This is a genomic window from Nocardioides xinjiangensis (assembly GCF_017916455.1).
Classification (GTDB): domain Bacteria; phylum Actinomycetota; class Actinomycetes; order Propionibacteriales; family Nocardioidaceae; genus Nocardioides; species Nocardioides xinjiangensis.
In genome coordinates this window covers 422,472-435,905 of the sequence record NZ_JAFMSY010000001.1, presented here as the reverse complement: position 1 = coordinate 435,905, position 13,434 = coordinate 422,472, and the positions used below count along the sequence as shown (strand labels likewise).

Genomic DNA, 13,434 nt, shown 5'->3' with positions numbered 1-13,434 from the left:
CGATGCGCCTGCTCGTGACCGGCGGCCGGACGGGCTACCTCGGTCGCCACGTCGTGGCCGCTGCCGAAGCCCACGACGTCGTGGCCGTCGGCTCGGCCGACGCCGACGTGCGCGACCGCGCGGCCGTGGTCGCCCTCCTCGAGCGGCACCGGCCCGACGCCGTCGTCCACACGGCGTACGTCCAGTCCGACCCCGACGTCACGGCCGCCGGCGCGGCCCACGTCGCGGAGGCTGCGGCACGCGTCGGCGCCCGGATGGTGCTGGTGTCCTCCGACGTCGTCTTCGGCGGCTCCGACGAGCCCTACGACGAGTCGGCCCCGCCCGACCCGGTGTCGGCGTACGGCGAGGCGAAGGTCGCGGCCGAGGCCGCCACGCTCGCGTCGGCGCCCGACGCCGTGGCGGCCCGGACCTCGCTGGTCCTCGGCGACGGCGAGTCGAAGCACGAGCAGCTCGTCCGGTCGCTGGCCCGCGGCCGGGACGGTGTGCTCTTCGAGGACGAGCGCAGGTGCCCGGTGCACGTCGGCGACCTCGCCGCGGCCCTGGTCGAGCTGGCCGGCAACGACGTGCGCGGAGTGCTGCACCTCGGCGGCGCCGATGCGGTGAGCCGGCTCGAGCTGGGCCGGCTGGTCGCGCGACGCGACGGCCTCGACCCCGCAGCGCTGCGCGGCGGCCTGAGGGCCGAGCTGAGCGACCCCGGCCCCGTCGACGTACGCCTCGACTCCACGCTGGCGGCCACGGTGCTCACCACCCGCCTGCGCGGGGCGAGGGAGTTCCTGGCGCCATGACGCTCCACCTCGTGCGGCACGGCCGCCCGGCGATCGACCCCGCCGTGCCGGCAGCGGAGTGGGAGCTCGACCCCGCGACGTACGACGACGTGTGGGCGCTGCGTGCCTCCGGCCGCCTGCCGGCGCGCGGTGCGTGGTTCACCTCGCCCGAGCCGAAGGCCGTGCAGACCGCGCAACTGCTCACCGACGCCGACGTGGGGGTGCTCGACGACCTGCGCGAGCACGGGCGCACGGGGGAGTGGGTCGAGGACTTCCCCGCGGCGGTGCGCCGGGCCTTCGTGCGGCCGGACGTCGCGGCGGTCGAGGGGTGGGAGCCGCTCGACGCCTGCCGGCGACGGGTGGTCCCCGCCGTGCGTCGGGTGCTGGACGTGCACGGCGACGACGACGTCGTGCTGGTCGGCCACGGGACGGCCTGGACGCTGGTGGTCGCCGACCTCACCGGGCAGGCTCCGGACCTCGCGCGCTGGGAGACGCTCGGCATGCCCGACGTGCTCGTCGTGGAGCGCTGAGCGGCTCCCGGACCGAATCCCCCGGGACCGCGTGCCGCCCGCGGGCCCGCGCTCGTGACCGCCTAGTCTGAGGGTGTGGAGACCGAACGGGCACAGGATGTCGAGGCGCCGCAGGACCGGCACTTCGAGTGGTGGCACCACAGCCACCCGACGTTCGCCGGCATCACCGGCTTCTTCGCCGGCATGCTCTTCGTCACAGCGGTGCCGGGCGCGTTTGTCGGCATCCTGCGGCTGCTCTTCACCTACGAGACCGCCGAGCGACTCTTCCCGTTCGTCCTGCTCGCCCTGGCCCTGCCGATCGCCCTGCTGGTCAAGCGCAAGACGCGCCGGTTCGCGCAGTTCATGTTCGTCGGCATGGTCGTGACCGCGCTCGTCGTCCTCGGCGTGGCCTCGCTCGTCCTGTACTTCATGGTCGACGCCTGAGCGGCGGCTCGCTGAATCGTCCCCGCGCCCGCCGGGGTGGGACAATGGGAGGGATGTCCCAGACCCAGCCCGACGCCCATCCCGAGGCGCAGCCCGTCGCCCAGCCCGGCACCTCGCTGCCCCTCGTCCTCAGTGAGCCGCGCGGCCGCAAGAAGCCGCCGCGGCACCTCGCCGACCTCGACGACGCGGGCCGCAAGGCGCTGCTCGAGGAGATGGGGCTGCCGGGGTTCCGCGCCAAGCAGCTGAGCAACCACTACTTCGGCCGCCTCGTCGACGACCCGGCCGAGATGACCGACCTGCCCGCCGGTCAGCGCGACGACCTGGTCTCCGCGCTCCTGCCCGACCTCATGACGCCGCTGCGCACCATGGAGGCCGACAAGGGCACCACCCGCAAGACCCTGTGGAAGCTCTTCGACGGCGCCCTCGTCGAGTCGGTGCTGATGCGCTATCCCGACCGGGCCACGATGTGCGTCTCCAGTCAAGCCGGCTGCGGCATGGCGTGCCCCTTCTGCGCGACCGGCATGGGCGGCCTCCAGCGCAACATGTCGACCGCGGAGATCGTCGAGCAGGTCGTCGCCGGCGCGCGCGCCCTCGCGCGCGGCGAGGTCCCCGGCGGTCCGGGCCGGGTCTCCAACGTGGTGTTCATGGGCATGGGCGAGCCGCTGGCCAACTACAAGGCCGTCGTGGGAGCGGTGCGCCGCCTCACCGATCCCTCGCCCTCCGGCCTGGGCATGAGCGCGCGCGGCATCACGGTCTCCACCGTCGGCCTGGTGCCGCGGATCAACCAGCTCGCCGACGAGGGCATCCCGGTCACGCTCGCGCTGAGCCTGCACGCCCCCGACGACGAGCTTCGCAACGAGCTGGTGCCGATCAACACGCGCTTCTCGGTCGCCGAGACCGTCGAGGCCGCGTGGAACTACGCCGCGCGGACCAAGCGCCGGGTCTCGATCGAGTACGCCATGATGCGCGGCATCAACGACCAGGCCGAGCGCGCCGACCTGCTCGCCGACGTCCTGAACTCCTACGGCGACTGGGGCTGGGTGCACGTCAACCTGATCCCGCTCAACCCCGTCGAGGGCTCCAAGTGGACCGCCTCCGACCCGGCCGACGAGCGCGAGTTCGTCCGACGCCTCGAGGCGAAGGGCATCCCGACGACCGTCCGCGACACCCGCGGCCGCGAGATCGACGGCGCCTGCGGACAGCTCGCCGCCAAGGAGTAGCCGCGCCGTCCCCGACGTCGCCGACGTCGCCTCCGGAGCGTCGGGGACCGTTCACGTGTCGTCTGCCCGGACCGGGTCGTCCGTTGCGGGGCGGTTCCTAGCGTCCGTGGCATGGACCTGCTCGAGAGGCGGCGTCGCAGCCGCTCCGCACCGGCCACCCTCCTCACGCTCCCGGTCACCCCACCGGCCGGCGCCGCGCGGCTGCGCGTGCTGGTCGTCTCGGAGTCCTTCCTGCCCCAGGTCAACGGCGTCACCAACTCCGTCCGCCGCGTGCTGGAGCACCTCGCGGCCGAGGGCCACGAGGCCGAGCTGATCGCGCCCACCGGCCCTGCGACGTACGCCGGGTTCCGCGTCACCCGCGCCCGCGGGGCGGACCTGCCCTTCTACAGCGACTTCCGCGTCGGCCTGGAGACCCGTGGCCGGCTGCGGGCGGCGATGGAGCGGTTCCGCCCCGACGTCGTGCACATCGCCTCCCCGGCCATGCTCGGCCACCAGGCGGCGAGGGCGGCGCGCTCGCTCGGCGTCCCGACGGTGGCGATCTACCAGACCGACCTGGTGGGGTTCGCCGACCGGTACGGCGTGCCCGGGGGAGCGCGTGCCATGGAGGCGCTCACCCGCCGGATCCACCTCGGCGTCGACCGCACCCTCGCCCCGTCCTCGGCGAGCATCGAGCAGCTCGAGCGGCTCGGCATCGACGCCGTGGCGCGGTGGCCGCGAGGCGTGGACCAGGTGCTGTTCGAGCCCGGGAAGCGCGACGAGGCGCTGCACACCGAGCTGGCGCCGCACGGCGAGCTGCTCGTCGGGTACGTCGGCCGGCTCGCGCCCGAGAAGGAGCTCGGGCTCCTCGCACACCTCGACCGGCCCGGCGTGCGCCTGGTGCTGGTGGGCGGCGGCCCCGAGGAGCCCAGGCTGCGGGCCCTGCTCCCGCGCGCGGCGTTCATCGGGGTGCTGCACGGCGAGGAGCTGGCCCGGGCCCACGCCACGCTCGACGTCTTCGTGCACACCGGCCGCCACGAGACGTACTGCCAGTCCGCCCAGGAGGCGCTGGCGAGCGGCGTGCCGGTCGTGGCACCGCGCGCGGGGGGACCGGTCGACGTGGTCGACGACACCGTGGCCGGGTACCTCTACGAGCCCGGCGACGCACGCGAGCTGGTCGCGCACGTCGAGCGCCTCAGGACCCGGCCGGTCCTGCGGCGGCGGATGGCCGTCGCCGCGCGGCACAGCGTGCGCGACCGCACCTGGCAGGCCGTCAACGACCTGCTGGTGAGCCACTACCGCGACGTGGCGGCCCCTGCCGGCACGCGGCGCCGGGCCGGTTGATCGCCGGGGCAGGCGGGCGGCGCGGCGGGCGCGGACGTCACCGGGCCGCCCCGCCGCCCACGACGTCGAGCGCCTCCTCGACGGTGTCGACCAGGTGGACGTGCGGCTCCATCGCGCGGCCCGCGGCCAGCGCGCGCAGCAGCGGCCAGACCGGCAGCACCTCGGTCCAGTGGCGGCGCCCCACCAGCACCATCGGCGCGACCGCGGACTCGTCGGCGTAGTAGTTCTCGCAGGCGTCCTGGAAGACCTCCTGCACGGTGCCGCCGGCGCCCGGGAGGAACACGATGCCGGCGTCGCAGACCTCCAGCAGGATGGCCTCGCGCGGCGCGTTGCGGAAGTACTTGGCGATCGACGTCGCGAAGGGGTTCGGCGGCTCGTGGCCGTAGTGCCACGTCGGGATGCCGAGCGACACCCGGCCGCCGCGGGTCGCCTCGACCACCTCGAACGCGGCTCGCGCCCAGGCGCCGATGTCGGGACGGAACGACGGCACCCTGGCGACCGTGTCGAGCGCGTCGTCGAGGGCACCCGCGACGTCGGCGGGCACGAAGGCCCCCAGGTTGGCTGCCTCCATGGCGCCCGGACCACCGCCGGTGGCGACCGTCAGCCTCGTGCCGAGCGCGTGGCCGAGGCGAGCGGCCTCGGCGTACGGCGCGCTGCCGCGCTCGAGCGCGTGCCCACCCATCACACCGACCACCGGGCGCCCGGCCACCCGGCGTCCGGACACCCACGTCTCGAGCGCGGTGTCGACGTGGTGGTCGTGCAGCGCCATGGCCAGCGTGTCGTCGGGACTGGTGCCGCGCTGCGACCAGGCGTACGCCCGGGCGTCGAGGGTGTCCTCGTAGCGCGGGGTGTCGTAGAGCTCCGCGGGGGTGTAGAGGGCGGCGCGGTAGGGGTCGACCGGGGTGCCGGGGATCCGCTGCAGCACGATCCCACCGGCCCGTCGCACGGCGTCGTCGTCCCCCTCGGCGAAGGTGCAGCCGAGGAACAGCGACTGCGCCAGCGACCTCTCGAGCAGGTCCGGGCCGCGGTGGGTGAGGTCGAGGCCGACGACGCGCCACCCCGCCAGCGACCTGGTCCCGGAGGAGAGCCGCCGGTCCAGGTCGGCCAGCGAGGTGACGTCGAGGACGCGTCCGTGGGAGTGCTTCACGCCGCCCAACCTAGGGGGGCCGGCCTCCGAGGCTCAGAAGGCGTGCGCCATCAGCTCGGCGAACAGCTCCTGCTCGTCGACCTCGAGCCCCCGCGAGCGGAACCAGGCGCACATGTTGGCGCAGTCGCGCAGCAGGAAGTCCATGCCGCGGGGGTTGCCGACCAGGTCGACCATCTGTGGCAGGTCGATGATCACGAGCCGGTCGCCGGCGGCGAGGGTGTTGTAGGGCGAGAGGTCCCCGTGCACGAGCCCGGCCTGCACGAGCGTCGCCAGGGCCTCGCGCAGCTGCTCGTAGAAGCCCTCGACGACCGACCGCTCGGGGCGCACCTGCGCGACCCGCGGGGCGGTCTCGACCTCCCCGTCGACGGTGTGGGTGATCCACTCCATGAGGATCTCGGTGTCGTCGATCTGCACCGGGTAGGGGACCGGCAGTCCCAGCTCCCAGCATCGGCGCAGCGCGTTCCACTCCGACACCGCCCACTCGCCGGCCGCGACCTGCCGGCCCCAGGTGGACTTGCGCTTGAGGGCGCGCTCGTCGCGGGAGCGCTTCACCGAACGGCCCTCGGTGTAGGCAGCGGCGCGGTGGAAGGTGCGGTGGTCGGTGTCGCGGTAGCGCTTGGCGGCCATGACGACCGCCTCGTCGGGCCGGTGCGGGTCCTCGCGCTCGAGGAGGAAGACGTCGGCCTCCTTGCCCGTCTTGAGGACGCCGAGGTCGGTGTCGATGGCTCCGCTGGAGGTCACGACCCAGTCGGGTCGGGGCTCGGGGCCCTTCATGAGGGCCTCGAGGTCCTCCCAGCGGGACCAGCGTTGGTTCTCGCCGAGCTCGTCGGCGTAGGTGTCGTAGGTGAAGACGAACGCGTCGTCGATGCCCTCGAGGGGCGAGCGGTCGTCAGGCCGGAGGCCCTCCGGCAGGGGTCGATCGAGGTGGCTGTGCGTCAAGGTGGGTGCTCCGTGAGTGCGAGAGGTGGTCGGCGGGCAGGCCGAGGACAGCGATGGACATGTCACGACTCCTCTCGGACGGGGCACCGGCGCCGGAGCAGCACGGGTGTGGCGGTTCGCCACGGCCATCGTCGGACACCGGCTGGAGCCTCCGCAACGCAATTGTTCGCGCTAGGTTCGGACCGTGACCACACGAGCCGCGCACCGATCCCTCGTCGCCGCCGCGCTCAGCGCGGCGGTGGCGTTCGGGCTGACCACGGCCGCGGCCACGGCGACGCCCACCCCGTCGGCGGGCCGGCCGGGGGCGACGGCACCCGTCGACGGGGCCCCGGGCATCGGCGATCCCTACTGGCCGCTCGACGGCAACGGCGGCATCGACGTCTCGGCGTACCGGATCTCCCACCGCTACGCGTTCGCCACCCAGCGGCTGAGCGGGCGGACCACGGTCGAGCTGACCGCCACCCAGGACCTCGCGAGCTTCTCGCTCGACTTCCTGCTGCGGGTCTCGAAGGTGACCGTCGACGGGGCGGCGGCCGAGTTCACGCGGACCGACGGCGGGCACGAGCTGCGCATCACCCCGGCCCGTCCGCTGGCGGCCGGCAGCGAGCACCGCGTCACGGTGACGTACGACGACCGGCCCGCGAGGCATGCCTACGCCGGGGAGCGCAACTGGCTGGCCAGCAGGCGCGAGGTCGTGACGATGAACGAGCCGCACATGGCGCCGTGGTGGTTCCCCGCCAACGACCACCCGCTCGACAAGGCGATCGTCGACGTCAAGGTCCGCGTGCCCCACGGCCGTGAGGTGGTCTCCAACGGCAGGCTGCGCGGGCGGGAGGTCGGGAAGCGGTCGACGCAGTGGCACTGGCGCGCGGACGAGCCGATGGTGCCCTACCTCGCGTTCTTCGCCGCGGGCGACTTCACCATCGAGAAGGGCAGGCACCGCGGGCTGCCGTGGCTCGTCGCGGTCTCGGAGCGCCTCAGCGAGCGCGACCAGGCGGCCAGCATGCGGCTCATGCGCAGGACCCCGCACGTGGTCGCCGGCCTGGAGGAGGACCTCGGCCCCTACCCGTTCTCCGTCGTCGGCGGCATCACCACCGGGCTCGGCCCGGGGTTCGCGCTCGAGAACCAGACCCGCCCGACCTACCCGGCCGTCGGCGGCAGCTACACCAGCCTGGTGGTGCACGAGCTCGCGCACCAGTGGTTCGGCGATGACATCGCGGTCCACCACTGGTCCGACATCTGGCTCAACGAGGGCTTCGCGACGTTCATGGAGTGGCGCTGGGCCGAGACCCACGGCGGCCGCTCCGGCGCGTCGACCCTGCGCGGCTACTACGGCGACGTCGGACCCGACTCGGAGTTCTGGAAGGTGAGCATCGGCGACCCCGGCGCCGCCCGGATCTTCGACTCGGCGGTCTACGGCCGCGGCGCCATGACCCTGCAGGCGCTGCGCAACCGGGTCGGCGACGAGGTGTTCTGGAGGATCATCCGCACCTGGATCCGCGAGCAGCGCGGCGGCAACGGCTCGTCGGCCGAGTTCGAGGAGGTGGCGGCTCGCGTCAGCGGTCAGGACCTGGGCTCGTTCTTCACCGCCTGGCTGCGCACACCCACCAGGCCCGCCGCCACCGCCGGCAACGGGCTCGCGTGACGGGCCGGCAGATCCCGTGACCGTGACCTGGTTCCGCGCGCCGTCCGACGGCGACCCCGGCACCCTCAATGCGTGCTACGACGCTCTCGACATCCACGTGGTCCGCGGCCGCGCCGACGACGTCGCGCTGTCCCTCGACGGCACCGAGCGGAGCTTCGCCTGGCTGCTGACCGAGGTCGCCGCCTGCGCCGGCGTGCTCCGCGCGTTCGGGGTCGGGCTCGGCGACCAGGTGGCTCTCGGCGCCGTGCCCCGCGAGACCGGTGTGCTGGTCGTGCTCGCCGCCGCCCGCGTCGGTGCGGTGGTGCAGCACGACGACTCACCGGGCGCCGAGGGCAAGATCGTCGTGCGGAGCACCGACGACGGAGTCGTCTTCAGCGTGGACGCCGACGCGGTCCCGTGGGACGTCGCGATGCGCGCCGGGCGCACCGACCCGGCCGGCTGCGCCGACGTACCGGGTGACGCGGTGCTCGCCCGCCACGCCGGCGACACGCTGACGGTGCTCGACGCCGTCGGCGCGTCGGACGACCACGAGCCGGTCGCGCCGCGGGGGGCCACGCTCGTCGAGGTCGGCGGCGTCACCCTGTGGTCGTTCGGCGCGCCGCAGGCCTGACCGGCGGCGCGCCGCAGCGCCCGGGGTGGTGACCGACCGCCGCGCACCGCTCGCGGCGACCGCCTGACAGACTGGCGCGGTGACAGTGCGCGACATCGTGGTCCTCGGCTCGACCGGGTCGATCGGCACCCAGGCGCTCGACCTCGTCCGCGCGCACCCGGATCGCTTCCGCGTCGTCGGCCTCACCGCCGGCGGGTCGAACCCGCGGCTCTTCGAGGCGCAGGTCGCCGAGTTCGCGCCGGCGTGGTCGGGCCTGGGGGAGGCGGCCTCCGTCGAGGCGGCCGGTCGCACCTGCGACGTCGTGCTCAACGGCATCACCGGTGCCGTCGGGCTGCGGCCCACGCTCGCCGCTCTCGAGGCGGGCAACACGCTCGCCCTGGCCAACAAGGAGTCGCTGATCATCGGCGGCCCGCTGGTCAAGGAGCGCGCCCTGCCCGGCCAGATCGTCCCGGTGGACTCCGAGCACAGCGCCATCGCGCAGTGCCTCCGCGCGGGAGCGGCCAGCGAGGTGCGCCGGCTCGTGCTCACCGCGTCAGGCGGTCCGTTCCGCGGTCGTACGCCCGAGGAGCTGGCCGGCGTGACCCCGGAGCAGGCGCTGGCCCACCCGAACTTCGCGATGGGCCGGGTGATCACCACCAACTCGGCGACGCTGGTCAACAAGGGGCTCGAGGTGATCGAGGCGCACCTGCTCTTCGACGTCCCGTTCGACCGCATCGACGTCGTCGTCCACCCCCAGCAGCTGATCCACTCGATGGTGGAGTTCGTCGACGGGGCGGTGGTCGCCCAGCTCGGGCTGCCCACGATGCTCGTGCCGATCGCGCTCGGCATGGCCTGGCCCGACCGGGTGCCCGACGCCGAGACGCCGATCGACTGGACGAAGGCTGCCGACTGGCGGTTCGAGCCGCTCGACGACGCGGTGTTCCCGGCGGTCACGCTGGCCCGGTCCGCCGGCGAGCGCGGCGGCACGGCGCCCGCGGTGTACAACGCCGCCAACGAGGTCGCGGTGGACGCGTTCCACGACGGGCGGCTGCGGTTCCCCGACATCGTGGCCACGGTGGCACGGGTCCTGGAGCGCCACGACGTACCATCGACGGAGCACGTCACGGTCGACGACGTCCTCGCCGCCGACGCCTGGGCGCGCGCCGAGGCCGCGGCCCTCATCTGACGTCCAGCGACCCCACCAGCCCTCAGCGACAAGGACCTCCCGCCCATGACCGCCCTGCTCTACACCCTGGGTGTCGTCGCCTTCGTCCTGGCGATCCTCGTCTCGATCGGCCTGCACGAGTTCGGCCACCTCGTGCCGGCGAAGAGGTTCGGCTGCAAGGTGCCGCAGTGGTTCATCGGCTTCGGCCCCACGGTGTGGAGCAAGCAGGTCGGCGACACCGAGTACGGCGTCAAGGCGATCCCGCTCGGCGGCTACGTGAAGATCGTCGGGATGCTGCCCCCCGGTGCCGAGGGCCTCGTCGAGGAGACGACGTACGACGAGGACGGCGAGCCGGTGCACAAGGTGCGCCGGTCCAACACCGGCCTGTTCACCCAGCTGATCTCCGACGCGCGTGCCGCCGAGTGGGAGTACGTCAAGCAGCACGACACCGACCGGCTGTTCTACCGCCTGCCGTGGTGGAAGAAGGTCGTCGTGATGGCGGGCGGGCCCATGGTCAACATCGCGATCGCCTTCTCGCTCTTCGCGATCCTCTTCGCGACCTACGGCAACCCGCGTGACGAGGTCGTCGAGCCGACCGTGGCCTCGGTCCCGGCGTGCGTGATCCCGGTCGAGGAGCTGCCCCGCGACTGCACCCCCGAGGACCCGCCGACGCCCGCGAGCGAGGCCGGGATCCGCCCGGGCGACGAGATCCTCAGCTTCAACGGCGAGCCCTACCGCGACTGGGAGAGCCTGCAGTCGCAGATCCGCGCCAACGCCGACGGCGACGCCGTCATCGAGGTGCGCCGCGGCGACGACCGGTTGACCCTGACCACCAACACGACCGTCACCCTGCGCCAGACGTCGCTCGAGGACCAGACACTCACCGAGGTCGGCTTCCTCGGCGTGCAACCCGCGTCGCACCTGCGCACAGGCGGCCTGCTCTACACGACCCGCCAGATGGGCACCATGACGGTGGAGACCGTCCAGGCGCTGGGCCAGCTCCCGGTGAAGGTCTACGAGGTCGGCCGGGCCATCGTCGGGCTCCAGGAGCGGGACCCCGAGAGCCCGGTCTCGATCGTCGGCGGCGGCCGGTTCGCCGGTGAGGCCGCGGCGAGCGAGGCCTTCCCGCTCACGGAGAAGATCGTCACGCTGCTCTTCCTCATCGCGAGCTTCAACTTCTTCATCGGCATGTTCAACTTCGTGCCGCTGCTCCCGCTCGACGGCGGCCACATCGCCGGTGCGCTCTACGAGGGCCTCAAGCGCGGTCTCGCGCGACTCCTCGGACGACCCGACCCCGGGCACGTCGACGTCGCCCGGCTGCTCCCGGTGGCGTACGTCGTGGGGCTGGCGATGCTGGTCATGGGCGTGGTCCTGATCGTCGCCGACATCGTCGTGCCCCTCCGCCTGACCTGAGCTCCCGACCTGAACCCGACCTGCGTCTGACCTGCCGCTGAGGCACCGCTCACACCGGGGGCCGGCGACTCGGGGAGACGGGGCACGGCCTCCTAGACTGGCGCCATGACCTCCGGCCCGTCCGTCTCGCTGGGCATGCCCGCCCTCCCGCCCCCCGTCCTGGCGCCCCGCCGCAAGACCCGCCAGATCAAGGTGGGGTCCGTGGGCGTCGGGAGCGACTCGCCGATCTCGGTCCAGTCCATGACCACCACGCTGACCTCCGACGTCAACGCGACGCTGCAGCAGATCGCCGAGCTCACGGCCACCGGCTGCGACATCGTGCGGGTGGCGTGCCCGAGCCAGGACGACGCCGACGCGCTGCCGGAGATCGCGAAGCACTCGCAGATCCCGGTCATCGCCGACATCCACTTCCAGCCCAAGTACGTCTTCGCCGCCATCGACGCCGGCTGCGCGGCCGTCCGCGTCAACCCGGGCAACATCCGGAAGTTCGACGACCAGGTCAAGGAGATCGCGAGGGCCGCGAAGGACCGCGGCACCTCGATCCGGATCGGCGTCAACGCCGGCTCGCTCGACAAGAGGCTGCTCGAGAAGTACGGCAAGGCCACGCCGGAGGCCCTCGTGGAGTCCGCGGTGTGGGAGGCGAGCCTGTTCGAGGAGCACGACTTCCACGACTTCAAGATCTCCGTCAAGCACAACGACCCCGTCGTCATGGTGCGGGCCTACGAGCTGCTCGCCGAGGCCGGTGACTGGCCGCTGCACCTCGGCGTGACCGAGGCGGGCCCGGCGTTCCAGGGCACGATCAAGTCGGCCGTCGCGTTCGGCCACCTGCTGAGCCAGGGGATCGGCGACACGATCCGGGTCTCGCTGTCCGCACCGCCGGTCGAGGAGGTCAAGGTCGGCCTGCAGATCCTCGAGTCGCTCAACCTCAAGCCGCGCCGCCTCGAGATCGTCTCCTGCCCCTCGTGCGGTCGCGCGCAGGTCGACGTCTACAAGCTGGCCGAGGAGGTCACCGCCGGCCTCGACGGGCTGGAGGTGCCGCTGCGCGTCGCGGTGATGGGCTGCGTCGTCAACGGTCCCGGCGAGGCCCGGGAGGCCGACCTCGGCGTCGCGTCCGGCAACGGCAAGGGCCAGATCTTCGTCAAGGGCGAGGTCGTCAAGACCGTCCCGGAGTCGCAGATCGTCGAGACCCTGATCGAGGAGGCCATGCGCATCGCCGAGGGCATGGACCTCGGCGAGGGGGAGCCGGTCGTCAGCGTCAGCTGAGCACCGGCCCGCTCCCACCCGAGCGGGCACCTCGCCCGGAGAGCCTTTGCGAGGCGATCCCACTAGGCTCGGCAGGGTGCTGAGGACCCGCGAGCAGGTGCGCGTGCTGGGCCCGGGCGACCGGGACGCCTTCATCGCGCTCGCGGAGCAGGACCCGGTCGTCAACGTCTTCGCCGACTACCGTGCCCGGCTCACCAACCTCGACGAGCGGTGGCTCGGCGGCCAGGTGTGGGGGCGCTTCGAGGACGACGAGCTCGTCGCGGGCTGCCACCTCGGCGCGAACCTCGTGCCGGTCCAGTGCACGCCCGACGACGTCGGCGTCTTCGCCGACGTCGCCCTGCGGCGCCGCAGCACCGTCGGCACCATCGTGGGACCCAGCGACGTGGTGGCGGCGCTGTGGGAGCTCGTCAAGGCGCGGTGGTCCAGGCCGCGGGAGGTCCGGCCCCACCAGCCGCACCTGGAGATCCGCCGGCTCTCCACGGTCGCGCCCGCCCCGGACGTACGGCTCACGACCCCGCAGGACCTCGACGTGCTCTACCCGGCGTGCGTGGCGATGTACACCGAGGAGGTCGGGGTCTCGCCCGAGAACGACGCCGGTGGCGGCGACCTCTACCGAGCGCGGGTCCAGCAGCTGATCAGCCGCGGCTGGTCGATGGCGAGCTTCGACGACTCCGGCGTGGTGTTCAAGGCCGAGGTGGCCTGCTTGACGCCGTACGCCGCGCAGGTGCAGGGCGTGTGGGTGCGCCCGGACCGTCGGGGCGAGGGGCTCGCGGCGAGCGGCATGGCCGCGGTCGTGGCGCACGTCCTGGGCACCGGGATGGCGCCGGTGGTCTCCCTCTACGTCAACGACTGGAACGCGCCGGCGCGGGCGACGTACGCCCGGGTCGGGTTCGAGCAGACCGCGACCTTCGCCACCCTGATGTTCTAGCCCCTCCGGCGCACGCGAGGAGCACTCCGGGGAAGTTCCCGGCCGATGTATCACGCCGAGGTGCGCGCGCACCTGAGCAGACATGGGG

At 73.3% G+C, this 13,434-nt stretch carries 13 protein-coding genes; 11 read left to right on the top strand and 2 right to left on the bottom strand.

Annotation, left to right across the window (positions count from 1 at the left end; all coding sequences use genetic code 11):
- Window positions 1–2 precede the first annotated feature (2 nt).
- From J3P38_RS02105 to J3P38_RS02085, 5 genes are all read left to right on the top strand, one after another.
- Window positions 3–785 (top strand): SDR family oxidoreductase, encoded by a 783-nt coding sequence (locus tag J3P38_RS02105; RefSeq protein WP_210502531.1) that lies wholly within the window; start codon window positions 3–5, stop codon window positions 783–785.
- Window positions 782–1,294 (top strand): histidine phosphatase family protein, encoded by a 513-nt coding sequence (locus tag J3P38_RS02100; protein WP_210438221.1) that lies wholly within the window; start codon window positions 782–784, stop codon window positions 1,292–1,294. The genes J3P38_RS02105 and J3P38_RS02100 overlap by 4 nt, the downstream gene beginning before the upstream one ends.
- A gap of 75 nt (window positions 1,295–1,369) precedes the next feature.
- Window positions 1,370–1,717: a hypothetical protein gene (locus J3P38_RS02095; RefSeq protein ID WP_210502530.1), complete on the top strand. Its 348-nt coding sequence runs from the start codon at window positions 1,370–1,372 to the stop codon at window positions 1,715–1,717.
- Window positions 1,718–1,770: 53 nt separating this feature from the next.
- A complete protein-coding gene (gene rlmN / locus J3P38_RS02090; protein WP_210438219.1) occupies window positions 1,771–2,937 on the top strand; it encodes a 23S rRNA (adenine(2503)-C(2))-methyltransferase RlmN in 1,167 nt (388 codons plus the stop codon).
- A 111-nt stretch (window positions 2,938–3,048) separates the two neighbouring features.
- On the top strand, window positions 3,049–4,257 hold the full coding sequence (locus tag J3P38_RS02085; protein WP_246855608.1) for a glycosyltransferase family 4 protein: 1,209 nt from the start codon (window positions 3,049–3,051) through the stop codon (window positions 4,255–4,257).
- A gap of 37 nt (window positions 4,258–4,294) precedes the next feature.
- Here J3P38_RS02085 and J3P38_RS02080 read toward each other — a convergent pair whose 3' ends face one another.
- A complete protein-coding gene (locus J3P38_RS02080) occupies window positions 4,295–5,404 on the bottom strand; it encodes an LOG family protein (RefSeq protein WP_210502529.1) in 1,110 nt (369 codons plus the stop codon).
- 33 nt (window positions 5,405–5,437) lie between these two features.
- Window positions 5,438–6,343 (bottom strand): serine protein kinase RIO, encoded by a 906-nt coding sequence (locus tag J3P38_RS02075; RefSeq protein WP_246855607.1) that lies wholly within the window; start codon window positions 6,341–6,343, stop codon window positions 5,438–5,440.
- 184 nt (window positions 6,344–6,527) lie between these two features.
- Here J3P38_RS02075 and J3P38_RS02070 point away from each other — a divergent pair, with 184 nt between their 5' ends.
- The 6 genes from J3P38_RS02070 (at window position 6,528) to J3P38_RS02045 (ending at window position 13,346) form a co-directional block, all read left to right on the top strand.
- Window positions 6,528–7,988, top strand: coding sequence for a M1 family metallopeptidase (locus J3P38_RS02070; protein WP_210502527.1), 1,461 nt, complete (start codon window positions 6,528–6,530; stop codon window positions 7,986–7,988).
- Window positions 7,989–8,010: 22 nt separating this feature from the next.
- Window positions 8,011–8,598, top strand: a complete 588-nt coding sequence (locus J3P38_RS02065) for a hypothetical protein (protein WP_210502526.1) — start codon at window positions 8,011–8,013, stop codon at window positions 8,596–8,598.
- Window positions 8,599–8,683: 85 nt separating this feature from the next.
- Window positions 8,684–9,763, top strand: a complete 1,080-nt coding sequence (dxr, locus tag J3P38_RS02060) for a 1-deoxy-D-xylulose-5-phosphate reductoisomerase (RefSeq protein WP_210440592.1) — start codon at window positions 8,684–8,686, stop codon at window positions 9,761–9,763.
- A 45-nt stretch (window positions 9,764–9,808) separates the two neighbouring features.
- A complete protein-coding gene (locus tag J3P38_RS02055; protein ID WP_210502525.1) occupies window positions 9,809–11,155 on the top strand; it encodes a M50 family metallopeptidase in 1,347 nt (448 codons plus the stop codon).
- Window positions 11,156–11,260: 105 nt separating this feature from the next.
- Window positions 11,261–12,418 (top strand): flavodoxin-dependent (E)-4-hydroxy-3-methylbut-2-enyl-diphosphate synthase, encoded by a 1,158-nt coding sequence (gene ispG, locus J3P38_RS02050; protein ID WP_210438213.1) that lies wholly within the window; start codon window positions 11,261–11,263, stop codon window positions 12,416–12,418.
- A 76-nt stretch (window positions 12,419–12,494) separates the two neighbouring features.
- Window positions 12,495–13,346, top strand: coding sequence for a GNAT family N-acetyltransferase (locus tag J3P38_RS02045; RefSeq protein ID WP_210438212.1), 852 nt, complete (start codon window positions 12,495–12,497; stop codon window positions 13,344–13,346).
- The last annotated feature ends 88 nt before the right edge of the window (window positions 13,347–13,434 follow it).

Bases quoted from the DNA above. Each gene is read 5' to 3' on its own strand.
- rlmN (WP_210438219.1), top strand. From the start codon at position 1,771: ATGTCCCAGACCCAGCCCGACGCCCATCCCGAGGCGCAGCCCGTCGCC.
- J3P38_RS02055 (WP_210502525.1), top strand. From the start codon at position 9,809: ATGACCGCCCTGCTCTACACCCTGGGTGTCGTCGCCTTCGTCCTGGCG.
- ispG (WP_210438213.1), top strand. From the start codon at position 11,261: ATGACCTCCGGCCCGTCCGTCTCGCTGGGCATGCCCGCCCTCCCGCCC.
- J3P38_RS02100 (WP_210438221.1), top strand. From the start codon at position 782: ATGACGCTCCACCTCGTGCGGCACGGCCGCCCGGCGATCGACCCCGCC.
- J3P38_RS02085 (WP_246855608.1), top strand. From the start codon at position 3,049: ATGGACCTGCTCGAGAGGCGGCGTCGCAGCCGCTCCGCACCGGCCACC.
- J3P38_RS02105 (WP_210502531.1), top strand. From the start codon at position 3: ATGCGCCTGCTCGTGACCGGCGGCCGGACGGGCTACCTCGGTCGCCAC.